Origin of the sequence: Microbispora sp. NPDC046933 (assembly GCF_040644635.1) — a bacterium.
GTDB lineage: Bacteria > Actinomycetota > Actinomycetes > Streptosporangiales > Streptosporangiaceae > Microbispora.
Genome location: NZ_JBEYWW010000043.1, coordinates 49,649 through 71,113, shown reverse-complemented (window position 1 = coordinate 71,113; position 21,465 = coordinate 49,649). Strand labels below are relative to the sequence as shown.

The following is a 21,465-nucleotide window of genomic DNA, read 5'->3' as shown; positions in this document are numbered from 1 at the left end:
GTGCGGCCGTTCCACGGGTCCTCGGCCCGTACGGGGACGGGGGTCGAGCCCTCCACCGGGGCCGTGACGTCGTCGAGTAACTGGCTGGCCGTCCTAGCGGTCAGCGCTGGATGGAAATGCCGTGATCCTCGGCGAGGCGGTGCAGGTCCTCGATCTCGGCGGTGAGGGTGTCGGCGAGGAAGTCGTCCCCGCTCGTGGTGGCCTCTTCAAGACCCTTGTAGGCCTGGTCGAGCCTGGTTTCGATCGTGGTCGTGAACTCGCCCATCTCACCTTCTTTCTCAGGGGGCGAAACGTGTCACGGGGGGCTCCGGCACGATCCTGCGGAGAGGCGCGCCCTTCCCCGGCACACGACAATGGAGGGTGTCCGGGGCCTTACCCATGTCCGGACCGACCGCAAACCTGTGAATTTCTGTGCTCTACGTCACGTAGAGCGCAGGAACCGCTTACCGGCGGCTTACGTCGAATATGACCACAATGAAGGGCGTCGTACCAGCTAGGAGGACTTGATGCGCGTGCTTGTGGTGGAGGACGAGCGGGTGCTCGCGGACGCGATCGCCACCGGCCTCCGCCGGGAGGCGATGGCCGTGGACGTCGCCTACGACGGCGCCGCCGCTCTGGAGAAGACCGGCTACATCGACTACGACGTGATCGTGCTCGACCGCGACCTGCCCAAGGTGCACGGCGACGAGGTGGCCCGCCGCCTGGTCGCCCAGCGGTCGGCATCGCGGATCATCATGCTGACCGCCGCGGGCGACGTGGACGACAAGGTCGAGGGGCTGGAGCTCGGGGCCGACGACTACCTGGCCAAGCCGTTCGTGTTCATGGAGCTCGTGGCCCGGGTGCGCGCGCTCGGCCGCAGGTCCGCGCCGCCGCTGCCGCCCGTGCTCGAGCGTGCCGGCATCAGGCTCGACCCCGGCAAGCGCCAGGTGACGAGGGACGGGGCCGAGATCCACCTCACCAAGAAGGAGTTCGCGGTGCTGGAGGAGCTGATGCGGGCCGAGGGCGCCGTCGTCAGCCAGGAGGACCTGCTCGACAAGGCGTGGGACGAGAACATCGACCCGTTCACCAACGTGGTCAGGGTGACCATGATGACGCTGCGCAAGAAGCTGGGCGACCCACCGGCCATCGAGACCGTGCCCGGTGTCGGGTACCGGCTGTGACGACCCGCGCCGCCGTCGTCTCCGCTACATCCCGGGGGAGGGGGCCCTGTGAGCGAACCGCGTGACGCCTCCGAGAGGGGGACGCCGCAGATCCTCCCGCCGCCGGGAGGGACCGACCGCGCCACGACCACGCCGGGCGCGCCGGCCGGCGGACAGGCGGCGGGTCCCACCCGCCGGATGTCGAACCCGATGGGCACCGGCCCCTACCGCAGCCAGGTGCCGCCGCCGCCCAGCGGCCCGCCCGCCTGGGACGGCCCGCCGCCCCTGGTCGCCCACCCGGTCCAGCGGGGCAACCTGCTCGACGAGATCAAGTCGCTGCAGAACCGCGTCAGCATCCGCTGGCGGCTGACCCTCACCTACGCCGCGCTGGTCTTCGTCGCCGGCGCGCTGCTGGTGGTGGTCATGTACGTGCTGGTCGGCCAGGCGATCGACATCGGCTGGCAGAACACGCCGAAGATCTTCATTCCCAGCGGGGCCGTGCCGCAGGAGTGGATCGACCAGGTCAACCACCAGTTCGCCCAGTCGCAGGTCGAGGTCACCTCGGCGGCGCGCAGCGAGCTGCTGAAGCGGGCGCTGCTGGCGCTGCTCGGCGTGGGGATCTTCGCCCTGATGCTCGGGTACGTCGTGGCGGACCGGGCGCTGCGGCCGGTCATGAAGATGACGGCGACCGCGAGGAAGCTGTCGGAGACCTCGCTCGCCCACGAGCGCATCGACCTGCAGGGCCCCGACGACGAGCTGAAGGAGCTGGCCGACACCTTCGACGCGATGCTCACCCGGCTCAACACCGCCTTCGACGCGCAGCGGAGGTTCGTGGACAACGCCTCGCACGAGCTGCGGACGCCACTGGCGATCAACCGTACGGTGCTGGAGGTGGCCCTGTCCGACCCCGAGGCGTCGGACGATCTCAAGGTGCTCGGGCGCACGCTCCTGGGCACCACCGCGCGCAACGAGCGGCTGATCGAGGGCCTGCTGCTGCTCGCCCGCAGCGAGCGCGAGCTGTCGGTGCGCAAGCCCGTGGACGTCCAGGAGGTCGCCAGGACGGCGGTGGAGCAACTGGCCCCGTTCGCCGAGGAAGAGGGTGTCACCGTCGAGCACGACCTCCACCCGGCGGCCACGACGGGCGACCCCGTTCTCATAGAACGCTGTGTCTCCAACCTCGTCGAGAACGGCATCAAGCACAATCTCGGCGAGTCCGGAAAAGTGTGGGTCCGGACGGGAATTGTCGACGGGGGTGCGGTTGTTCAGGTCGCGAACACGGGACCGCACGTTCCCGCGTACGAGGTGGAGAGCCTGTTCGAGCCGTTCCGGCGCCTGAACGCCGACCGGGTCCAGTCCGCCAAGGGCGCGGGTCTCGGCCTGTCCATCGTGCGCGCGATCGTCCGCGCGCACGGCGGAACGGTCGCCGCCGTTCCCCGCGACGGGGGTGGTCTCGTGGTGACGGTGCGTCTGTCCGGAGCCGGGGCATCTCCGGGGACGCCGCAGTCGGCGCGCTGATGGAGCGTGCGCGCCGCACATGTGGTTGGATGTGCCGTCGAACGCGGTGGGGATACCGCCGATACTGTGGTTTTCGCCATATTTGGCTAACCGCAGGACCCGGTGGGATGCCCCTCGCGTTTCGGAAGGTTCAGTGTTCGTCCAAGCGGGTACCGAATGCACAATTTACCGGCCCCCGCGGGCACAACACCGGCCTTCCGAGCGTTATCCACGCGCGACACAGGCGCAGGCAGATAGATGAGGGGGATGGAGTAGCAGATGGCTACCGACTACGACAGCCCGCGTAAGACCGACGACGACCTCAACGAGGACAGCCTTCAGGAACTCCAGGCGCGTAGGAGTGACAAGTCGTCGGGCAGCATCGACATCGACGAGACCGATCTGGCCGAGTCGCTGGAGCTGCCGGGGGCGGATCTGTCGAACGAGGAGCTCTCGCTGCGGGTGATTCCTCGGCAGGCCGACGAATTCACCTGCTCGCGGTGCTTCCTGGTGCACCACCGCAGCCAGCTGGCCTCGGAGAAGAACGGCCAGCAGGTCTGCCGCGAGTGCGCCGCCTAGGAGACCCTTGGGAGGGTCCGTGACTTCAGCAGCGGATGAATCAAACAACGAGGTGGCCGACCTGGTCGGCAAACTCGTCGCCCCTGAGGAGACGGACGGGGCCGAGCGGCGTCGGCTGCTCGGCCGCCTCAGCGGGGCCTTGGTGCGGTCCGCCAGGAAGGCACGCGTACGAGGCACCGGCCGGGGCCGATGGCTGGCCGACGTCTTCATGAACATCGCCCCGCGGTTACCGGTCAGGGACTACGAGACGCTGCGGGAACACCACTACGGGCTCACCGGCGAGCAGCTCGCCGACGACCTCGTCCGCACCGCCGCGAAGGCGACGACGGCGGTCGGCGCGGTCGGCGGAGCGCTCGCCGCGGCCGAGTTCGCCGCCCCGCCGCTCCTGCTGTCCGCACCCGCCCAGATCGTGGCCGAGACGCTGGTCGTCGCGGCCATCGAAGTGAAGCTCCTCGCCGAACTGCACGAGGTGTACGGCGTGCACGTCCCCGGCACCGGCACCCAGAGGGCGACCGCGTTCGCGCTCGCCTGGTCCAAGCAGCGGGGCGTCAACCCCCTCGCCCCCGGCTCGGCCACGCTCGCGCTCGGGACCGCCGCCAAGACCGCGCTGCGCAACCGCCTGATGCGCACGCTCGGCCGCCACCTCACCACGCTCGGCCCCTTCCTCACCGGCGCCGTCGCGGGCGGCGCGCTGAACCGGGCCGCCACCAAGAAGCTCGCCGAGGCCGTGCGCGCGGACCTGCGCCGCCAGCGCTCCCTGCCGCCCGGCCGCCCGGCCGACGCCCTGCCGCCGAGCCGATCCGAGGCTGATCCACGGGGCTGATCCGGAGCTGATCCGGGGCTGATCCGGGGCTGATCCGGGGCTGATCCGGGGCTGATCCGGGGCTGATCCCCTTCCGCGCCGGTCCCCGTCCCGCGGGCCGATCCCCTCTCCGCCCGGGTCCGCGTCGCCGGCGAAACGCGCATCAGTCCAGGTGCCCGTCCCAATCGGCACTCTCCGGCCGTCCTGATCTTCCGGATACTGAAGTGTCACCGATTGGTCTAAACCTATTGCCGACCCCGCATGAGCTGCGTGAGATCATTCTCACAAACGCAGGTGGGAATTGTGCATGTCCTTACGGGTATGGGGGCCACTGGTGACTTTCCGTATGGTGGTCACAGGCGACCACCTGGAGGGGATTCATGCGTGGCACCAGCTCATTTCTGATCGTCGCGAACCGGCTGCCGGTCGATCGCGTGGGCGAGAACGAGTGGCGGCGGAGCCCGGGCGGGCTCGTGACCGCCATCGCGCCCGTCATGCAACGCCGTGACGGGGCCTGGCTCGGCTGGACCGGGGCGGCGGGAGAGGAGCTGAAGCCCTTCGACCACGACGGGATGCACCTGATCCCCATCCCCCTGTCCCAGCTTGAGGTCGAGCTGTACTACGAAGGCTTCTCCAACGCCACCCTGTGGCCGCTCTACCACGACGTGGTCGCCACGCCCGTCTACTCGCGCGTGCTCTGGGACGCGTACCGGGCGGTCAACGACAGGTTCGCCCGCGCGGCCGCGGACGCCGCCGCGCCCGGCGCGGTCGTCTGGGTGCAGGACTACCAGCTCCAGCTCGTGCCCGCGATGCTGCGGAAGCTGCGGCCCGACCTGAAGATCGGGTTCTTCCTGCACATCCCGTTCCCGCCGGGCGAGCTGTTCTACCAGCTGCCGTGGCGCAACGAGATCCTCGAAGGACTGCTCGGGGCCGATCTCGTCGGCTTCCAGCGGCCCGGCGGCGCCGCCAACTTCCTGCGCCTGTGCCGCCGCCTGCTCGGCGTGCAGTACCTCCGCAACGAGATCCAGCTCGAAGACCGGACGGTGCGCGCCGAGTCGTTCCCGATCTCGGTCGACTTCGGCGAGCTGGACCAGCTCGTCCGCGAGCCGCGCGTCCAGCAGCGGGCCAAGGAGATCCGCGCCGAGCTGGGCGATCCCGAGCACGTGCTGCTCGGCGTCGACAGGCTCGACTACACCAAGGGCATCGGCCAGCGGCTCAAGGCCTTCGGCGAGCTGCTCGACGACGGGGCGATCAAGCCGGACGAGGCGGTCTTCGTGCAGGTCGCCACGCCCACCCGCGAGCGGGTCGCCGAATACATCCGGCTGCGCAACGACATCGAGCTGAGGGTGGGCCGCATCAACGGCGAGCACGGCGTGCTCGGCCGCATGCCGATCTCCTACCTCCACCAGTCGTACAAGAAGGAGGAGCTGGCGGCGCTCTACTGCGCGGCCGACGTCATGGTCGTCACGCCGCTGCGCGACGGCATGAACCTCGTCGCCAAGGAGTACGTCGCCTGCCGCCACGACCTGCGCGGGGCGCTCGTGCTGAGCGAGTTCGCCGGGGCGGCCGACGAGCTGCGCCAGGCCTACATGGTCAACCCGTACGACATCGCCGGCATGAAGCGGACGATGCTGGCGGCGATGCGGGCGACCCCGCACGAGCTGGCGCGCCGGATGCGCTCGCTCAGGCGCAGGGTCGCGACCTACGACGTGGACAGGTGGGCCAGCGACTTCCTCACGGCCCTGGAGTCCGGGGAGCCGGCCGCTCCTAGGGAGTGAGGTCCCGGGCGGCGTCCTTCCAGGAGCGCCACTTCTTCGCCGCCGACCGCGTGACGACGATTCGCGTGATCTCCATGCCCAGGCCCATCACCACGGCGTACGCGATCGCCTCGCCGAGTCCGATGTCGGGGGAGTCGGCGCTCGCCGGCGGTTTCTTGCCGGTCGCCTTCTCCCACGCGAACGACAGCACCTTGCGCGAGCAGAAGCCCACCGCCAGGCCGAGCAGGCCGCCGACGATCCGCCACTGCATGTCGGGCTTGTCCGTCGCGCCGAGTTCGCGCTTGGCCTCCCGAGCCATGTCCGCCATGATTCCTCCTCGATAACGACCTTAGTGTCTCCCCGCGGGGTGACGGTCCACGCCATACCATGTGGTGGCATGACCGAACAGCGACTCCCCGCAGCCATGCCCGAGAAACCCACACTCGACGGCCTGGAGGCGGTATGGGTAGCGCGCTGGGAGGCCGAGGGCACCTATCGGTTCGACCGGTCCCGGGGAAGGGACGAGGTCTACTCCATCGACACCCCGCCGCCCACCGTGTCCGGGTCCCTTCACGTGGGGCACGTCTTCTCCTATACGCACACGGACACGATCGCCCGCTACCGGCGGATGCGGGGGCGCGAGGTCTTCTACCCGATGGGGTGGGACGATAACGGCCTGCCCACCGAGCGCCGCGTGCAGAACCACTTCGGCGTGCGCTGCGACCCCTCCATGCCGTACGACCCGGGCTTCACGCCGCCCGAGAAGCCGGACGCCAAGCGGCAGGTGCCGATCTCGCGGCGCAACTTCATCGAGCTGTGCGAGCGGCTGACCGCCGAGGACGAGAAGGCGTTCGAGGAGCTGTGGCGGCGCCTCGGCCTGTCGGTGGACTGGTCGATGACCTACGCGACCATCGACGCAGGAGCCCGGGCGGCGTCCCAGCGCGCGTTCCTGCGCAACCTCGCCCGCGGTGAGGCGTACGTCGCCGAGGCCCCGACGCTGTGGGACGTGACGTTCCGCACGGCGGTGGCCCAGGCCGAGCTGGAGGACCGGGAGTGGCCCGGCGCCTTCCACCGCATCGGGTTCGAGCGGCCGTCCGGCGAGGGCGATCCCGTGTGGATCGAGACGACCCGGCCCGAGCTGATCCCGGCCTGCGTGGCGCTGGTCGCCCACCCCGACGACGAGCGATACCGGCCGTTGTTCGGCACCACGGTCCGCACCCCGGTCTTCGGGGTCGAGGTGCCGGTCCTGGCCCACCACCTCGCCGAGCCCGACAAGGGCTCGGGCATCGCGATGATCTGCACCTTCGGCGACGTCACCGACGTCACCTGGTGGCGCGAGCTCGACCTGCCCACCCGGCCGGTGATCGGCTGGGACGGCCGCCTGCTCCCCGAGCCGCCGCAGGGCGTGCCGGCCGAGCCGTACGCCGAGCTGGCCGGCAAGACGGTGCACAGCGCGCGCGAGCGGATCGTGGAGATGCTGCGCGAGTCCGGCCACCTGGACGGCGAGCCGCGCAAGATCCAGCGGCCGGTGAAGTTCTACGAGAAGGGCGACCGGCCCCTCGAGATCGTCACCACCCGGCAGTGGTACATCCGCAACGGCGGCAGGGACGCCAAGCTGCGCGCCGAGCTGCTGGAGCGCGGCCGGGAGCTGCAGTGGCACCCGCCGCACATGCGGGTCAGGTACGACAACTGGGTGGAAGGCCTGGCGGGCGACTGGCTGATCTCCCGCCAGCGGTTCTTCGGCGTGCCGATCCCGGTCTGGTATCCGCTCGACGCCGACGGAGAGCCGATCCACGAGGCGCCGATCGTCCCGCCCGAGTCGGCGCTGCCGGTCGACCCGTCCAGCGACGTGCCGCCCGGCTTCTCGGAGGACCAGCGGGGCAAGCCGCTCGGCTTCACCGCCGACCCCGACGTCATGGACACCTGGGCGACCTCCTCGCTGAGCCCGCAGATCGCCGCCGGGTGGGAGCGCGACGACGACCTGTTCCGCCGCGTGTTCCCGATGGACCTGCGACCCCAGGCCCACGAGATCATCCGTACCTGGCTGTTCTCCACGGTCGTCCGGTCGCACCTGGAGCACGGCGGGCTGCCCTGGCGGCACGCGGCGATCTCGGGATGGATCCTCGACCCCGACCGCAAGAAGATGTCGAAGTCCAAGGGCAACGTGGTCACGCCCATGGGCCTGCTGGAGGAGTACGGCTCCGACGCGGTCCGCTACTGGGCGGCGAGCGGGCGCCCCGGCACCGACACGGCGTTCGACACCGGGCAGATCAAGATCGGCCGCCGGCTGGCCATCAAGATCCTGAACGCGTCGAAGTTCGTGCTCGGCTTCCGCTCCGAGGGCGGCGGCGAGGTCACCGAGCCGGTCGACCTGTCCATGCTGGCCGCGCTGCGGGCGGTCATCGCCGAGGCCACCGAGGCGTTCGAGTCGTACGACTACACGCGGGCGCTGGAGCGGACGGAGCGGTTCTTCTGGTCGTTCTGCGACGACTACGTGGAGCTGGTCAAGGCCCGCGCGTACGACGGGGACGCCTCGGCCGTGGCCGCCCTGCGGCGGGCGCTCGGCGTGCTGCTGCGGCTGTTCGCGCCGTTCCTGCCGTTCGTGACCGAGGAGGTCTGGTCGTGGTGGCGGGAGGGCTCGGTGCACCGCGCGCCATGGCCGTCCCCGGACGAGCTGCCCGAGGCGGGGCAGGGCGACCCCGCGGTGCTGGACGCCGTGGCGGAGGTGCTCCGCCGGGTGCGGCGCGCCAAGTCCGAGGCGCGGCTGTCGATGCGGGCCGAGGTCTCCCGGCTGACCGTGTCGGGGGACCAGGCGGACCTCGTCCGGCCGGCCCAGGACGACCTGTGCGCGGCCGGCAACGTCGAGGAGTTCGTCCTCGAACCCGGTGACGGCCCGCTGGAGGCAATCGCCGAGCTCACCGCGTGAGGCCCACCGCCGGCCGCCGCCGTGCCCGCGTGGTGACGGCGGTGGCCGGCGATCGTTACTGGGACGTTCCAGGGCGTTCCCGGGTGTTTCGGCGCGCGGCCGGGGGTCTGCGGAGGGATAGTGGTAAAACGACCGCCGTACGCGGGTAAAACGACTGCGCGTCCCGCCCGCCGACATGCCAGGCTGGATCCGTGATCCCGTCTAACCGCAGTACCACGGAGAGGGTTCCGCCGACGCTGGCCACGATGGCCGCGTGGAGCTGGCGCTTGCTGCTGCTCGGCGCGATGGTCTATTTCCTGTGGCAGATCATCGGCAGGATCAGCTTCGTCGTCATGCCGGTGGTCGTCGCGCTGCTGCTCGCGGCCCTGCTCTATCCGCTGACCCGACGGCTGCGTGCCGCCGGGCTCCGGCCGATCTACGCGACATGGATCACGATGCTGCTGGGCCTCGCGCTGATCGTCGGCATCGGGTTCCTGATCGGCGTCCGGGCGAACGAGGAGTTCCCCAGGCTGGTCCTGCAGATCCAGGTCACCGTGCGCAACGTCCAGGACTGGCTGCTGCACGGCCCCCTCCACCTGAAGGAGGCGCAGATCGCCGACTTCGTGGACCAGCTCAGCAGCCAGGTCACCCAATATCGCAGTCAGATCACCAGCACGGTGCTGAGTGGCGCCACCGCGGTCGTCGAGGTGCTCACCTCCATCGTGCTGATCCTCTTCGTGACCTTCTTCCTGCTGAAGGACGGCGACCGGATCTGGGCCTGGTTCCTGCGCGCCTTCGGCGGCGCCGCGCCGCGCGTCGACCGCGCGGGCCGCGCCGCCTGGGCGACGATCTCCCACTACGTGCACGGCACGGTCGCGGTCGCGGCCATCCACGGGCTCGTGATCGGAGTGGTGCTCGCCGGGATGCGGGTGCCGCTGTGGGCGCCCCTCGCGGTGCTGGTCTTCCTGGCCAGCTTCATCCCGATCGTCGGCATCCTGTTCGCGGGCGGCATCGCGACGCTGGTCACCTTCGGCTCCCAGGGCTGGGTGTACGCGCTGATCTTCGTGGGCATCCTGGTGGTCGAGCAGCAGCTGGAGAACCACGTGCTCCAGCCGCTCATCGTGGGCCGGGCCCTGGAGTTCCACCCTCTGGCGATCATCCTCGTCCTCGCGGTGGGCGGTGTGCTCGGCGGCATCGCGGGCGCCGTGGTGGCCGTGCCGCTCACGGCGGTCATCTACCGCGCGCTGCCCGAGCTTCGCCGCGGGCAGCCCGCCATCGAGCCACCAACCGAAGGCGGCCAGCCCGGCGCCGCGGAGGCCGAAGGCGGCCCGCCCGGCGCCGCGGAGGCCGGAGCCGTGCCCCCGCACCCGGAGCCCGAGCCCTCTCACGCGCCCCAGCTCGCAAGCCAGGGGCACGGCGGGCAGGAACCGGAGACGGCACGCCCGTCCTCGGGAGCGTGAGAGGCGGTGTCCCCCCAGCGCAAGGGGTAGGGTCTTGCCTCATGAGCGATGGCATGAGCAGTGCTGTGCCGAACCCTGGATCGCCGGGCCCGAGACGCGCCGCGGTCGTCGCCGTGCGCGGGATCGAGGCCGCCGGATGAGCGTCGAGATCCTGATCCACCGGCTCGACCCGGACCTTCCGCTCCCGTCGTACGCGCACCCGGGCGACGCCGGGGCCGACCTGTACGCGGCTGAGGACGTCGAGCTGCTGCCCGGCGAGCGGGCGGTGGTGCGGACCGGCGTCGCCATCGCGCTGCCGGACGGATACGCCGCCTTCGTTCATCCGCGTTCGGGCCTGGCGGCCCGGCACGGCGTCACGCTGGTCAACGCGCCGGGCACGATCGACGCCGGCTACCGGGGCGAGATCAGGGTGACGATGATCAACACCGATGCCAAGGACGCGGTACGGCTCCGGCGCGGCGACCGCATCGCCCAGCTCGTCGTCCAGCGGGTGGAACGGGCGGCTTTCTACGAGGTCGACCGGTTGCCCGGCTCCGTACGGGGCACGAACGGGTTCGGTTCGACGGGAAGCTGACACCGCGGGGCCCGGGAACGGGCCACGATGCGAGGAGAGTGAGAGAAGTGTTGCGACGCCGGCGACGCGCGGAGGAGGAGACCGCACCAGCCGTCGTGCGGGAGGAGAGCCCCGCCCCGGCGCGGACGACGGGCCCCTGGGACGCCGATGACGACTACCCGGAGGCCGAGCGGGTGGACCTGGGGGGCCTGCGCCTGCCCGTCGGTCCCGGATTCGAGATCCAGCTCAGCATGGCGGGCGACCAGGTCGACGGCGTGATCGTCCTGGTCGAGGAGAGCGCCCTGCAGGTGAACGCCTTCGCCGCGCCCAAGCGCAGCGGGATCTGGGACGAGGTGCGGGCCGAGCTCGCCCGTGAGGTGGTGGCCGCCGGCGGCTCGGCCGAGGACCGGGACGGCCCGTTCGGCCCCGAGATCGCGGCCGAGGTGCCCGCACCGGGCCAGGCGCAGGGACGGCAGCCGGTGCGCTACGTCGGCGTCGACGGGCCGCGATGGTTCCTCCGCGCCGTGATCAGCGGCAGGGCGGCGGTCGACCCGGAGGCGGCGCGGATCCTGGAGGACGTCGTGCGCGGCATCGTCGTCGTGCGCGGCGACGAGCCGATGCCACCCAGGGAGGCGATCCAGCTCCGCCTGCCCGCCGAGGCCCGGCAGGCCATGGAGGAGCAGCAGGGGCCCCGGCGGGAGGAGCTGCGGCCCTTCGAGCGCGGTCCCGAGATCAGCGAGATCCGCTGACGCCCGCCCGGGGCGGCGCCGGTTGACCGAATCGGGGGGCAAGCCCTGCCCTGACCGTCCTTCTGGCCCGTGGGCCGCTCACGTATGCTGCGGTGGGAAACGACGGCCTAGGCTGGAGCCAGGACGACGAATCCCCCCGAGGGGGGACGGCGAGTGAGGAAGCTGGGTGAGTGACCGATGGGCACGCCGGAGCCTGCCAGACGCGGCGGACTGCGGGGCTTCTTCCGAAGGCTGACCACCAGCCAGGCCGAGCTGGAGGCCGCCGAACTCCAGGAGGACCTGGAGCAGCAGGGGGCCACCCCCATCGCCCGGTGCGGTGAGCGCCAGCGGACCTGCGTGGCGGGCACGCTGCGCACCGTGACCCTCCGCCCGCGCGGTGGCGCGCCCGCCCTCGAGGCGGAGCTGTACGACGGGTCGGACGTGATCGACCTGGTCTGGCTCGGCCGCCGGAAGATCGCCGGCATCGAGCCGGGCCGGGTGGTGCGAGCCGAGGGGCTGGTCAGCGTCCAGGACGGCCGCAAGGTCATGTTCAACCCCCGCTACGAGCTACGCCCGGCCGGTGGCCCTTGATCTCTCAGGAGACCGTATGAGCACAGCGGACATGACGGCCCCCGGGGCGCACGCCACCGTCGAGGCGGCGGTTCGCGCCCAGATGAGCAAGGCGCTGGGCGGCAGGCGGGGGATCGTCGAGGCGGCGGTGCCCACGCTCGCCTTCACCGGCACGTGGATGGGCACCAGCGAGCTGAAGACCTCGCTGATCGTCGGCATCGCCTCGGCTGTGGCGCTCCTGCTGGTGCGGCTCGCGCAGCGCACGACGCCGCAGTTCGTGCTCAACAGTCTCGTCGGCATCGGTATCGGCGCGTTCTTCGCGGCCCGCACCGGCGACGCCAAGGACGTGTTCCTGCCGGGGATCCTCTACAACGCGGCCTACGCCGCCGGCATGCTGCTGTCGATCGTGGTCCGCTGGCCGATCGTGGGCTTCCTGATCGGCTCGGTGACCGGCGACCCGACGGCCTGGCACAACGACTCCGCGCTGGTCCGGCTGTGCTCGCGGCTGACGTGGCTGCTCATGCTGCCGTGCCTGCTGCGGGTGGTGATCCAGCTGCCGCTCTACTGGTCGGACCAGGTGACCGCCCTCGGCGTGGCGAAGATCGCCCTGGGCTGGCCGCTGCAGGTCGCGGGGCTGGCCGCGATGGTGTGGGTGCTCGCCCGGGGCCGCACCCCGATCGAGCCCGGTGTCCAGCCGCCCGCGCAGCCGTCCGTCTGACAAGCAGACACACGAACGACTCAGGCCCCGGGCACGTGCCCGGGGCCTGAGTCGTTCGTGGGTCAGGGACGCTCGTGGGCCGACAGCAGTTCGGTGAGCTCGTGCTCGACCTCCTGGCTGGCCACGAACAGCAGCTCGTCGCCGGCCTCCAGCGGGTCGTCGGCCGAGGGGACCAGCACGCGGCCCTCGCGCAGGATCGCCACGAGGGCGGCGTCCACCGGCCACGGCACCGAGCCCGCCCGCTGGCCGACCACCGGGGCGTCCTCCGCCAGAGTGAGCTCCACCAGGTTGGCCTGGCCCTGCCGGAAGGTCATCAGGCGCACCAGGTCGCCGACGCTGACCGCCTCCTCGACCAGGGCCGACAGCAGGCGCGGGGTCGAGACGGCGACGTCCACGCCCCACGACTCGTTGAACAGCCACTCGTTCTTGGGGTGGTTGACCCGGGCGACCACCCGCGGCACGCCGTACTCGGTCTTGGCGAGCAGCGAGACCACGAGGTTGACCTTGTCGTCGCCGGAGGCGGCGATCACGACCTGGCAGCTGTTCAGCCCGGCCTCGTCCAGTGAGGAGATCTCGCAGGCGTCGGCCAGCAGCCACTCGGCCCGCGGCACGCTGTCGATCTTGATGGCGCGGGGGTCGATGTCGATGAGCAGGACCTCGTGGCCGTTCTCCAGGAGCTCCGCCGCGATGGAGCGGCCGACGGCTCCGGCGCCGGCGATGGTGACGCGCATCAGTGCTCCTCGTCGGACGGCGGGGCGGACAGCACCTTGTTGATGCGGTCCATGTCGTTCTCGGCGGCGACCAGGTGGAGGAGGTCGCCCTCCTGCAGGACGGTCGCGTCCTTCGGCACGAGCGACTCGCCCATACGGTTGACGAAGGCCACGCGCGCGCCGGTGACGTCCTCGATCACCCTGGCCCGGGTGCCGATCCAGCCCTGGTGGAAGGCCACCTCGGCGAGGACGACCGTGCCGGTCGGGTCCCGCCAGAGGGGTTCCGCGCCCTCGGGCAGCACCCGGCGCAGGATCTGGTCGGCGGTCCAGCGGACCGTCGCCACGGTGGGGATGCCGAGCCGCTGGTAGACCTCGGCCCGGCGGGGGTCGTAGATGCGGGCGACCACGGTGTCCACGCCGAACATCTCCCGCGCGACCCGGGCGGAGATGATGTTGGAGTTGTCCCCGCTGCTCACGGCGACGAAGGCGGCGGCCGAGGCGATGCCGGCCTCTTCGAGCACGTCGCGGTCGAAGCCGATGCCGGTGACCCTGCGGCCCCGGAAGCCGGCCCGCAGCCGCCGGAACGCCTGCGGGTCGCGGTCGATCACGGCGACCGAGTGCCCGTTGTCCTCAAGGATGTGCGCCAGGGTCGAGCCGACCCGTCCGCATCCCATGATCACAATATGCATGCTCCCCCGCCGTGGGTTGTGGCGGTCTCCTAATGCAGACAGTATGTCGCCAGTGCCGCACACCGCATGACCCGGGCACGGCACCGGGGGACTAGGCTCAACAGACGTGTCGAAGGTGCCAGATCTTGTCAAGCGGCTCCTCGTGGGGCGGGCTCTGCGGAGCACCCAGCTCCACCACCAGCTGCTGCCCAAGCGCGTGGCACTGCCGGTCTTCGCCAGTGACGCGCTGTCCTCGGTGGCGTACGCGCCGCAGGAGATCCTGGTCATCCTGTCGATCGGCGGGGTGGCCCTCTACAGCGTCAGCCCGTGGGTCGCGGCGGGGGTCGTCCTCGTCATGCTCACGGTGGTCGCCTCCTATCGGCAGAACGTGCACGCCTATCCCAGCGGCGGCGGCGACTACGAGGTGGCCACGACGAACCTGGGACCGACCGCGGGACTGACCGTCGCGAGCGCCCTGCTGGTCGACTACGTGTTGACCGTGGCGGTGTCGGTCGCCAACGGCGCCGACTACGTGGGCGCGACGATTCCCTTCGTCGCCGAACACCGTCCACTCGTCGCGATAGCCATCGTCGTACTCCTGACGATCATGAATCTGCGCGGCATCCGGGAATCGGGTGTCGCGTTCGCCGTTCCCACCTACGCCTTCATGATCGCCGTCATCGGCATGGTCGCGTGGGGCCTGTTCCGGCTGATCGTGCTCGGCGACGACCTGCGCGCCCCCACCGCCGACTACCGCATCATCGGGGAGCAGGCCAATCTCGCCGGATTCGCGATGGCGTTCCTGGTGCTGCGCGCCTTCTCCTCCGGCTGCGCGGCGCTCACCGGCGTCGAGGCGATCAGCAACGGCGTGCCGGCCTTCCGCAAGCCCAAGAGCAAGAACGCCGCGACGACGCTGCTGATGATGGGCCTCATCGCGGTCACCATGTTCAGCGGGATCATTTTCCTCGGCCTCAAGTCCGGGGTGAAGCTGACCGACCCGGCGCTCGTGGCCAGCAACGTCATCATCGACGGCCACCCGGCCGGGCCCGGCTACTACCAGCAGCCGATCATCGCGCAGGTCGCCTCGGCCGTCTTCGGCCACGGCTCGTTCCTGTTCGTCGTGATCGCCGCGGTGACCGCCCTCATCCTGTTCCTGGCGGCCAACACCGCGTTCAACGGCTTCCCGGTGCTCGGCTCGATCCTCGCCCAGGACCGCTACCTGCCGCGTCAGCTCCACACCCGGGGCGACCGCCTCGCGTTCAGCAACGGCATCGTCATCCTCGCGGCCGGGGCGTGTCTGCTGATCTGGGCGTTCGACGCCGACGTGAGCAAGCTGCTCAACCTCTACATCGTCGGCGTGTTCGTCTCCTTCACCCTCAGCCAGATCGGCATGGTCCGGCACTGGACCCGGCACCTCAGGACGGAGACCGACGCGAGGGCGCGCTTCCACATGATGCGCTCGCGCCTGATCAACGGCTTCGGCGCGGTCATGACGGGCCTCGTGCTCGTCGTCGTCCTGGCGACCAAGTTCACCCACGGCGCGTACATCGTCTGCATCGCGATGCCGGTGCTGTTCCTCATGATGAAGGGCATCAGGCGGCACTACGACCGGGTCGCCGAGGAGCTCGCCGCGCCGGAAGGGCTCGAGGTCGACGAGTCGTTGCTGCCCGCCCGCAACCACGCGATCGTGCTCGTATCCAAGATCCACAAGCCCACGCTCCGCGCGCTCGCGTACGCCAGGGCCACCCGCCCGTCGAGCCTGGAGGCCGTGACCGTCAGCGTGGACGCCGACGAGGCGAACAGGCTCAAGGACGAGTGGGATCGGCGCGGCATCGAGGTGCCGCTGAAGATCCTCGACTCGCCGTACCGGGAGATCACCGGCCCGATCCTCGACTACGTGAAGTCGCTGCGGCGGCGCTCGCCCCGCGACGTCGTGACGGTCTACATCCCCGAGTACGTGGTCGGCCGCTGGTGGGAGCACCTCCTGCACAACCAGAGCGCGCTGCGGCTCAAGGGCCGGCTGCTGTTCAAGCCCGGGGTCATGGTCACGAGCGTGCCGTTCCAGCTCGCCTCCTCCGACCGTCTCAAGGGCCGCAGGGAGCCGGCCGCTCCCGGCGCCTCCCGCCGCTCCTACCAGCCCCCACCTAAGGACACGCAGGTCAAGGCATGACCGACACGAAAGAGGCCGACATGGGCGGCGTACGGCTCGAACTGACGGTGGACGCCGTCGCCAACGGCGGCTGGTGCGTGGCCAGGCACGAGGGCCGGGTGGTCTTCGTCCGGCACGCCCTGCCCGGCGAGCGGGTGGTCGCCGAGGTCACCGAGGAGACCGCGCGGTTCCTGCGCGCCGACGCGGTCGAGATCCTGGAGCCCTCACCCGACCGGGTCACGCCGCCCTGCCCGTTCGCCGGTCCCGGCCGCTGCGGCGGCTGCGACTGGCAACACGCGTCGCCGGCGGCGCAGCGCCGGCTCAAGGCCGACGTGGTCGCCGAGCAGTTCCGGCGCCTGGCGGGCCTCGACCTCAAGGTCGTGGTCGAGGAGGTGCCGGGGGCGGAGGACGGCCTCGGATGGCGCACCCGCGTGCGGTTCGCCGTGGACCGGGACGGCACGGCCGGGCTGCGCAAGCACCGGTCGCACGAGATCGAGCACGTCACCGAGTGCCTCATCGCGCACCCCGGCGTCGAGGAGGTCGGCGCCGAACGCCTCGCCTGGCCGGGGGCCGCCTCGGTCGAGGTGGTGGCGGCCTCCGGCGGCGATCGGGCCGTGATCGTCGAACCCGTCCCGCGCCGCCGGGCGGCCATCCCGGAGGTGGACGCCGCGGTCCTGCTCGACGAGGGCAGGCGGGGCACGCGCGCGCTGCGCGGCCGGGCCTCGCTGACCGAGCGGGTCGGCGAGCGGGACTTCCGGGTCACCGCGAGCGGTTTCTGGCAGGTTCACCCGGGCGCGGCGGCCACGCTGCTCGGCGCGGTGCTCGACTTGGGCCGGCCGGAGCCTGGGGAGTGGGCGCTCGACCTCTACTGCGGCGCCGGCCTGTTCGCCGCCGGGCTCGCCGAGGCCGTCGGCCCCGAGGGCGCCGTGCTGGGCATCGAGTCCGAGCCACAGGCGGCGCAGGACGCCCGGTTCAACCTGCGTGACCTGCCGCAGGCGCGGATCGAGCGGGGCAGGGTCGAGGAGGCGCTCGACCGGCTGCGGATCGAACGGGCCGACCTGGTGGTGGCCGATCCGCCCCGCGCGGGTCTCGGCCGTCCCGTGGTCGAGCGCGTCGCCGGCCTGGAGGCCTCGCGCGTGGTGTACGTCTCGTGCGACCCGGCCACGCTGGCCAGGGACGTCGCCTGGTTCGGCGAGCACGGCTACCGGCTGGAGGACCTGCGGGCCTTCGACCAGTACCCCATGACCCACCACGTGGAGTGCGTGGCGCTGCTCGTCAGGGACTGAGCCCGGCGCCGTCTCACGGCCGAGGACGGGACATCCCCGCGACCAGGAGGTCGGCCAGCCTCCGGACCGCCACGGCCGCGCTCTCGTGCGAACCGGCGCGGAAGGAGGCGATGGCTCTCAGGCCGATCATCACGTCCTCGACCGACAGCTCGGGACGGACGCCGCCCGCGCTCCGGGCCCGCTCGACAAGTTGCTCGAGCCTTCGGCCCTGTGCGCGGCGCTGCCCGGCGAAGGCGGCGCCCGCCGGGTGGGAGCCGAGCAGCGCTTCGTTCAGTCCGCGGTCCCGCACCTGGTGTTCGGCGAACCGGTGGACGGTTCCGCGCAGCGCGCGCCAGGGGTCGGGGTCGTCCAGGGCGGCACGCATCTGCGCGCGGCACACGGCCACCTGCTCGGCGAGCACGGCGCCGACGAGGTCCTGCCGCGACGGGAAGTGCCGGTAGACGGTCGCGACGCCCAGGCCCGCACGCCGGGCGATCTCGTGCACGGGCAGGTCGAGCCCGTCCGCGGCGAACGCGGCACGGGCGACCGCCACGATGTGGCGCCTGTTGTGCTCCGCGTCCATTCGGGGTTTCCGAGTCAATGTCGTCCGCGCCCCTCTCACTTCCGGCGATCCGCGCAAGCCGCTCCGGTTTCCTCGCCTACCGTGGTCGACGGCCAGTCGGAAACAGCCGGATAGGTGATTATGTTCCCGGACGCTGAAATGTTCGCGGTGCGGTTCGACCGGTTCGGTCCCCCCGAGGTTCTCGCCGTCGGGGGGTTCCCCGAACCTCACGCGGGTCCCGGCGAGGTACGCATCAGGGTCAGGGCCGCCGGGGTCGCACCGGTCGACCTCGCGCTGCGCTCCGGCACGTCGCCGTCGAGCGGACGGATCCCCCTGCCGCACATCCCCGGCGTCGACGCCGCCGGGGTGATCGACGAGGTGGGCGCGGACGTCACCGGGGTCGCCGCCGGGGACGAGGTCTTCGGCGCCGTCGACGTCTCGCGGCTGGGCGGCGCCTCCGCCGAGTTCGCCGTGCTGGCGTTCTGGGCCGCCAAGCCGCCCTCGATGTCGTGGGAGGAGGCCGGTGCCGCGGGCACGAGCGTCGAGACCGCCACCCGGGCGCTCGACAGGCTCGGCGTACGCGAGGGAACGACGCTCCTGATCGACGGCGCCTCCGGCGGCGTCGGCAGCGTCGCCGTCCAGCTGGCGGTCGCCCGCGGCGCCCGTGTGATCGGCACGGCCCGCCCGGAGAACCACGCCTTCATCGCCCGGCTCGGCGCGGTCCCGGTCGCCTACGGGCCCGGACTTGCCGAGCGCGTCCGCGCTCTGGCGGCCGGAGGGGTCGATCTCGCGCTGGACGTCGCCGGCGCCGGCTCGCTTCGCGAACTCGTCACGATCACCGGTACGCCGGCGTCGGTGCTCACCATCGCGGACTTCACCGGCCCGGAGCTCGGGGTCGGCATCTCCCTCGGTGAGCTCGGCGGCGAGCCGGACGGGCGGCACGGTCTCGCCCTCGCGGCCGCGCTGTCGGCGGAAGGGCGCTTCCGCGTTCCCGTGCAGGCGGTGTTCCCCATGGTCCGGGCGGCCGAGGCGCACGCGGCCGCCGCCCGGGGGCCACGGCAGGGCAAGGTGGTCCTCGCGGCTCCTCCCGCTCACGGCGAGCACGAGTGAGGCGTCCCGGCGCCGCCGGCGCGACGGGCGAGGCCGGGAAGCGACGGGGGCCGGTCAGGGGCCGGTCAGGGGCTGGGGTGGCCGTCCGGCGTGGGATGCGACGTCGTGACGGGTGAGGCCGGTGACGCCGGCCCCGTGAGGATCCGCAGCACCTGCTCGGAGGGACGGGCACCCCGCACGGACAGCCAGCCCAGGCCGTTGCGGGCCCGGAACGCGGCCAGCCGCCCGGCCTCACCGGGACCGAGGTCGCCGCTGCCGGCGAGGACCGGCGCGAGGCCCATGCGCCGCCATGCCCGGTCGGGCGGCACGTCCAGCGCCGCGGCGATCTGGAGGCGCGCCGTCCGCGCCGCGACGGCCAGGTCGTGGAGGTTGGACACGCCGGAGGCGATCGGCACGAGCAGGCCGACGGACTCGATCTCCGCGCCCTCCTCGCGGGCCGTCCGCAGCATCTCCTGGTCGGCGCGCTCCAGGCCGAGCCGGGAGGCGGGAAGCGTGAACGTGACACGCAGCGGGCGGCCGCGGGCCCGTGCATCGCGCTGCAACCGGGCGATGGCGGCGGCGCGGCGGTGGACGGCGGCGGGCCCGGCCGAGCCGCCGGCCTCGAAGTCGACGCCGGACGGGTCGAGCGCCGCCACGACGTGGCGGTAGGCCGCGAGCAGCCGGGCCGGGTTCTCGCAGGTGACCGACAGCTCCTGCCCGTACGGCCCGCCGAACGCCGGCCACACCTCGCCGCCGTCGGCCCGCAGCCGTGCGATCCGCGCGGCGACGGAGTTCCCACCCCGTGGGGCCGCGCCCGCCCAGTGGGGACTGCAGCCGCCCGGACCGGCCACGACGTGGCCGATCGCGAACGAGCGCACGCCCGCGTCCAGCAGTTCGGGGCGGGGAACCCCGGCGGCGTCGAGGAAGCCCCGGTAACCGGCCGCGGGCTCGCCGTAGGGGGGAGCGGCGCCGGGCGGGGCCGGCGAGGCGACCGTCTGGCGCGCGGCGACCAGCGTCTCCGGCGTCGCTGGGGCCGGAGTCCGCTCACCTGTGGGCGTGGTCGTGGGTGCGGACGTGACAGCGGGCGCGACGTCCCAGCCGCCGGGCGGGGCGGCGGGCAGCGCCCACAACGCCGCGCCGGTGCCCGCGACGAGCGCGGCCGACGCCAGGAGGACGAGGGAGCGCGGGGGGCGGCCCGCTTCGCGGGAATGACGTGCGGAGTCCACGCTCACCACCCTGAGTTGCGATGCGAACACGTTGCGCACAGGCGGCTCGCACTCTAGCAAGCCGCGGACGCGGGGGCGGGGATAATGGACGGATGAAACTGAGGATCTTCACCGAGCCCCAGCAGGGGGCGAGCTACGACGACTTGCTCAGGGTGGCGCAGGCGTCCGAGCGCCTCGGGTTCGACGCGTTCTTCCGGTCCGACCACTACTCCCGGATCGGGCCCGGAGACCCGGGACCCGGCTCCACCGACGCGTGGATCACCCTGGCCGGCCTCGCCAGGGAGACCTCGCGCATCCGGCTGGGCACGCTGGTCAGCCCCGTCACGTTCCGGCTGCCGGGCTCGCTGGCGATCGGCGTGGCCCAGGTCGACCAGATGAGCGGCGGCCGGGTGGAGCTGGGCCTCGGCACCGGCTGGTTCGAGGAGGAGCACCGCGCATACGGCATCCCGTTCCCGCCCGTCGGGGAGCGGTTCGAACGCCTGGAAGAGCAGTTGGAGATCATCACGGGGCTGTGGGCGGCGGCCAAGCCGTTCTCCTACGAAGGAGCCCATTACCAGGTGGTCGACTCCCCGGCGCTGCCGAAGCCGGTGCAGCGGCCCCGGCCGCCGGTCATCATCGGCGGCGGGGGCGCCAAGCGCACGCCGCGGCTCGTGGCCCGGTTCGCCGACGAGTACAACGTGCCGTTCCACCTCCCCGAGGAGACCGGGGCCGCTTTCGACCGGGTGCGGGCGGCGTGCGAGGCGGTGGGACGCGAGACCGTGCTGCTGTCGGCCGCGCAGACTGTCTGCGTGGGCAGGGACGAGGCGGAGGTCGCCCGGCGGGCCGCCGCGATCGGCCAGGACGTCGCCGGCCTGCGGACGTCGGGCCTGGCCGGGACCCCGCAGGAGGTCGTGGACAAGATCGGCCGGTTCGGCGAGATGGGGGCCGAGCGTGTCTACCTCCAGGTGATGGACCTGGACGACCTGGAGCACCTGGAGCTGATCGCGGCCGAGGTGCTGCCGCACGTGTGAAAAGGGTGCTGCCGCACGTGTGAAAAGGGCGCTGCCGCACATCTGAAAAGCCATAGCCGGTCGAAGGGGGCATCCGGCACA

Annotated in this window: 21 protein-coding genes; 15 read left to right on the top strand and 6 right to left on the bottom strand. The window is 71.9% G+C overall.

Annotated elements, in window-relative coordinates; genetic code table 11:
• Positions 1-100: 100 nt before the first annotated feature.
• Positions 101-265, bottom strand: coding sequence for a hypothetical protein (locus tag ABZ857_RS38295; protein WP_179155445.1), 165 nt, complete (start codon positions 263-265; stop codon positions 101-103).
• 241 nt (positions 266-506) lie between these two features.
• Between ABZ857_RS38295 and ABZ857_RS38290 the strand changes: the two genes are divergently transcribed.
• The 5 genes from ABZ857_RS38290 (at position 507) to ABZ857_RS38270 (ending at position 5,792) form a co-directional block, all read left to right on the top strand.
• Positions 507-1,160 carry a response regulator transcription factor gene (locus tag ABZ857_RS38290; RefSeq protein WP_357053788.1) on the top strand — a complete coding sequence of 218 codons (654 nt, stop codon included), beginning with the start codon at positions 507-509 and terminating at the stop codon, positions 1,158-1,160.
• 48 nt (positions 1,161-1,208) lie between these two features.
• Positions 1,209-2,654 (top strand): HAMP domain-containing sensor histidine kinase, encoded by a 1,446-nt coding sequence (locus tag ABZ857_RS38285; protein WP_357053786.1) that lies wholly within the window; start codon positions 1,209-1,211, stop codon positions 2,652-2,654.
• Between the two features lie 258 nt (positions 2,655-2,912).
• On the top strand, positions 2,913-3,212 hold the full coding sequence (locus ABZ857_RS38280; protein WP_030505490.1) for a DUF4193 domain-containing protein: 300 nt from the start codon (positions 2,913-2,915) through the stop codon (positions 3,210-3,212).
• Positions 3,213-3,231: 19 nt separating this feature from the next.
• Positions 3,232-4,035: a hypothetical protein gene (locus ABZ857_RS38275; RefSeq protein WP_357053784.1), complete on the top strand. Its 804-nt coding sequence runs from the start codon at positions 3,232-3,234 to the stop codon at positions 4,033-4,035.
• A 359-nt stretch (positions 4,036-4,394) separates the two neighbouring features.
• Positions 4,395-5,792 carry a trehalose-6-phosphate synthase gene (locus ABZ857_RS38270; RefSeq protein ID WP_357053781.1) on the top strand — a complete coding sequence of 466 codons (1,398 nt, stop codon included), beginning with the start codon at positions 4,395-4,397 and terminating at the stop codon, positions 5,790-5,792.
• On the opposite strand, the gene ABZ857_RS38265 is transcribed toward ABZ857_RS38270, so the two are convergent.
• Positions 5,782-6,099, bottom strand: a complete 318-nt coding sequence (locus ABZ857_RS38265) for a DUF4235 domain-containing protein (RefSeq protein WP_225898017.1) — start codon at positions 6,097-6,099, stop codon at positions 5,782-5,784. The two genes, ABZ857_RS38270 and ABZ857_RS38265, sit on opposite strands and share 11 nt — an antisense overlap.
• A 69-nt stretch (positions 6,100-6,168) precedes the next feature.
• Between ABZ857_RS38265 and valS the strand changes: the two genes are divergently transcribed.
• The 6 genes from valS to ABZ857_RS38235 all read left to right on the top strand — a co-directional run bounded on the left by valS (position 6,169) and on the right by ABZ857_RS38235 (position 12,705).
• On the top strand, positions 6,169-8,697 hold the full coding sequence (gene valS / locus ABZ857_RS38260) for a valine--tRNA ligase (protein WP_357053778.1): 2,529 nt from the start codon (positions 6,169-6,171) through the stop codon (positions 8,695-8,697).
• A gap of 245 nt (positions 8,698-8,942) precedes the next feature.
• The gene (locus tag ABZ857_RS38255; RefSeq protein WP_357053775.1) at positions 8,943-10,136 is read left to right on the top strand and encodes an AI-2E family transporter; all 1,194 of its coding nucleotides are present in this window, start codon (positions 8,943-8,945) and stop codon (positions 10,134-10,136) included.
• A 136-nt stretch (positions 10,137-10,272) separates the two neighbouring features.
• Positions 10,273-10,710 carry a dUTP diphosphatase gene (dut, locus tag ABZ857_RS38250; protein WP_169949412.1) on the top strand — a complete coding sequence of 146 codons (438 nt, stop codon included), beginning with the start codon at positions 10,273-10,275 and terminating at the stop codon, positions 10,708-10,710.
• Positions 10,711-10,757: 47 nt separating this feature from the next.
• Complete coding sequence (locus ABZ857_RS38245; protein WP_357053771.1) at positions 10,758-11,438, top strand: DUF3710 domain-containing protein; 681 nt, start codon at positions 10,758-10,760, stop codon at positions 11,436-11,438.
• A 177-nt stretch (positions 11,439-11,615) separates the two neighbouring features.
• A complete protein-coding gene (locus ABZ857_RS38240; protein WP_030505482.1) occupies positions 11,616-12,008 on the top strand; it encodes an OB-fold nucleic acid binding domain-containing protein in 393 nt (130 codons plus the stop codon).
• A gap of 16 nt (positions 12,009-12,024) precedes the next feature.
• Positions 12,025-12,705 carry a DUF3159 domain-containing protein gene (locus ABZ857_RS38235; protein WP_357053767.1) on the top strand — a complete coding sequence of 227 codons (681 nt, stop codon included), beginning with the start codon at positions 12,025-12,027 and terminating at the stop codon, positions 12,703-12,705.
• Positions 12,706-12,767: 62 nt separating this feature from the next.
• Here ABZ857_RS38235 and ABZ857_RS38230 read toward each other — a convergent pair whose 3' ends face one another.
• Positions 12,768-13,436 (bottom strand): TrkA family potassium uptake protein, encoded by a 669-nt coding sequence (locus tag ABZ857_RS38230; RefSeq protein ID WP_079319352.1) that lies wholly within the window; start codon positions 13,434-13,436, stop codon positions 12,768-12,770.
• Entirely contained in the window at positions 13,436-14,104 is a 669-nt protein-coding gene (locus tag ABZ857_RS38225) for a TrkA family potassium uptake protein (RefSeq protein ID WP_357053764.1), read from the bottom strand. The genes ABZ857_RS38230 and ABZ857_RS38225 overlap by 1 nt, the downstream gene beginning before the upstream one ends.
• A gap of 106 nt (positions 14,105-14,210) precedes the next feature.
• Between ABZ857_RS38225 and ABZ857_RS38220 the strand changes: the two genes are divergently transcribed.
• Together ABZ857_RS38220 and ABZ857_RS38215 are read left to right on the top strand one after the other, a co-directional pair.
• The gene (locus ABZ857_RS38220) at positions 14,211-16,253 is read left to right on the top strand and encodes an APC family permease (RefSeq protein WP_357053761.1); all 2,043 of its coding nucleotides are present in this window, start codon (positions 14,211-14,213) and stop codon (positions 16,251-16,253) included.
• Complete coding sequence (locus ABZ857_RS38215) at positions 16,250-17,518, top strand: class I SAM-dependent RNA methyltransferase (RefSeq protein ID WP_357053759.1); 1,269 nt, start codon at positions 16,250-16,252, stop codon at positions 17,516-17,518. The genes ABZ857_RS38220 and ABZ857_RS38215 overlap by 4 nt, the downstream gene beginning before the upstream one ends.
• 13 nt (positions 17,519-17,531) lie before the next feature.
• Here ABZ857_RS38215 and ABZ857_RS38210 read toward each other — a convergent pair whose 3' ends face one another.
• Positions 17,532-18,080, bottom strand: coding sequence for a TetR/AcrR family transcriptional regulator (locus tag ABZ857_RS38210; protein ID WP_357053756.1), 549 nt, complete (start codon positions 18,078-18,080; stop codon positions 17,532-17,534).
• A 138-nt stretch (positions 18,081-18,218) separates the two neighbouring features.
• Here ABZ857_RS38210 and ABZ857_RS38205 point away from each other — a divergent pair, with 138 nt between their 5' ends.
• Positions 18,219-19,169 carry an NADP-dependent oxidoreductase gene (locus tag ABZ857_RS38205; RefSeq protein WP_357053753.1) on the top strand — a complete coding sequence of 317 codons (951 nt, stop codon included), beginning with the start codon at positions 18,219-18,221 and terminating at the stop codon, positions 19,167-19,169.
• A gap of 65 nt (positions 19,170-19,234) precedes the next feature.
• Here ABZ857_RS38205 and ABZ857_RS38200 read toward each other — a convergent pair whose 3' ends face one another.
• Positions 19,235-20,374: a hypothetical protein gene (locus ABZ857_RS38200; protein WP_357053750.1), complete on the bottom strand. Its 1,140-nt coding sequence runs from the start codon at positions 20,372-20,374 to the stop codon at positions 19,235-19,237.
• A 92-nt stretch (positions 20,375-20,466) separates the two neighbouring features.
• Here ABZ857_RS38200 and ABZ857_RS38195 point away from each other — a divergent pair, with 92 nt between their 5' ends.
• Entirely contained in the window at positions 20,467-21,384 is a 918-nt protein-coding gene (locus ABZ857_RS38195) for an LLM class F420-dependent oxidoreductase (RefSeq protein ID WP_357053747.1), read from the top strand.
• Positions 21,385-21,465: the final 81 nt, after the last annotated feature.

Excerpts from the sequence above, each read along its gene's own strand:
- valS (WP_357053778.1), top strand. The coding sequence starts at position 6,169 with ATGACCGAACAGCGACTCCCCGCAGCCATGCCCGAGAAACCCACACTC.
- ABZ857_RS38290 (WP_357053788.1), top strand. The coding sequence starts at position 507 with ATGCGCGTGCTTGTGGTGGAGGACGAGCGGGTGCTCGCGGACGCGATC.
- ABZ857_RS38225 (WP_357053764.1), bottom strand. The coding sequence starts at position 14,104 with ATGCATATTGTGATCATGGGATGCGGACGGGTCGGCTCGACCCTGGCG.
- ABZ857_RS38255 (WP_357053775.1), top strand. The coding sequence starts at position 8,943 with ATGGCCGCGTGGAGCTGGCGCTTGCTGCTGCTCGGCGCGATGGTCTAT.
- ABZ857_RS38205 (WP_357053753.1), top strand. The coding sequence starts at position 18,219 with ATGTTCGCGGTGCGGTTCGACCGGTTCGGTCCCCCCGAGGTTCTCGCC.
- ABZ857_RS38235 (WP_357053767.1), top strand. The coding sequence starts at position 12,025 with ATGAGCACAGCGGACATGACGGCCCCCGGGGCGCACGCCACCGTCGAG.
- ABZ857_RS38295 (WP_179155445.1), bottom strand. The coding sequence starts at position 265 with ATGGGCGAGTTCACGACCACGATCGAAACCAGGCTCGACCAGGCCTAC.
- ABZ857_RS38280 (WP_030505490.1), top strand. The coding sequence starts at position 2,913 with ATGGCTACCGACTACGACAGCCCGCGTAAGACCGACGACGACCTCAAC.
- dut (WP_169949412.1), top strand. The coding sequence starts at position 10,273 with ATGAGCGTCGAGATCCTGATCCACCGGCTCGACCCGGACCTTCCGCTC.
- ABZ857_RS38270 (WP_357053781.1), top strand. The coding sequence starts at position 4,395 with ATGCGTGGCACCAGCTCATTTCTGATCGTCGCGAACCGGCTGCCGGTC.
- ABZ857_RS38265 (WP_225898017.1), bottom strand. The coding sequence starts at position 6,099 with ATGGCGGACATGGCTCGGGAGGCCAAGCGCGAACTCGGCGCGACGGAC.
- ABZ857_RS38240 (WP_030505482.1), top strand. The coding sequence starts at position 11,616 with ATGGGCACGCCGGAGCCTGCCAGACGCGGCGGACTGCGGGGCTTCTTC.
- ABZ857_RS38210 (WP_357053756.1), bottom strand. The coding sequence starts at position 18,080 with ATGGACGCGGAGCACAACAGGCGCCACATCGTGGCGGTCGCCCGTGCC.
- ABZ857_RS38215 (WP_357053759.1), top strand. The coding sequence starts at position 16,250 with ATGACCGACACGAAAGAGGCCGACATGGGCGGCGTACGGCTCGAACTG.
- ABZ857_RS38230 (WP_079319352.1), bottom strand. The coding sequence starts at position 13,436 with ATGCGCGTCACCATCGCCGGCGCCGGAGCCGTCGGCCGCTCCATCGCG.
- ABZ857_RS38195 (WP_357053747.1), top strand. The coding sequence starts at position 20,467 with ATGAAACTGAGGATCTTCACCGAGCCCCAGCAGGGGGCGAGCTACGAC.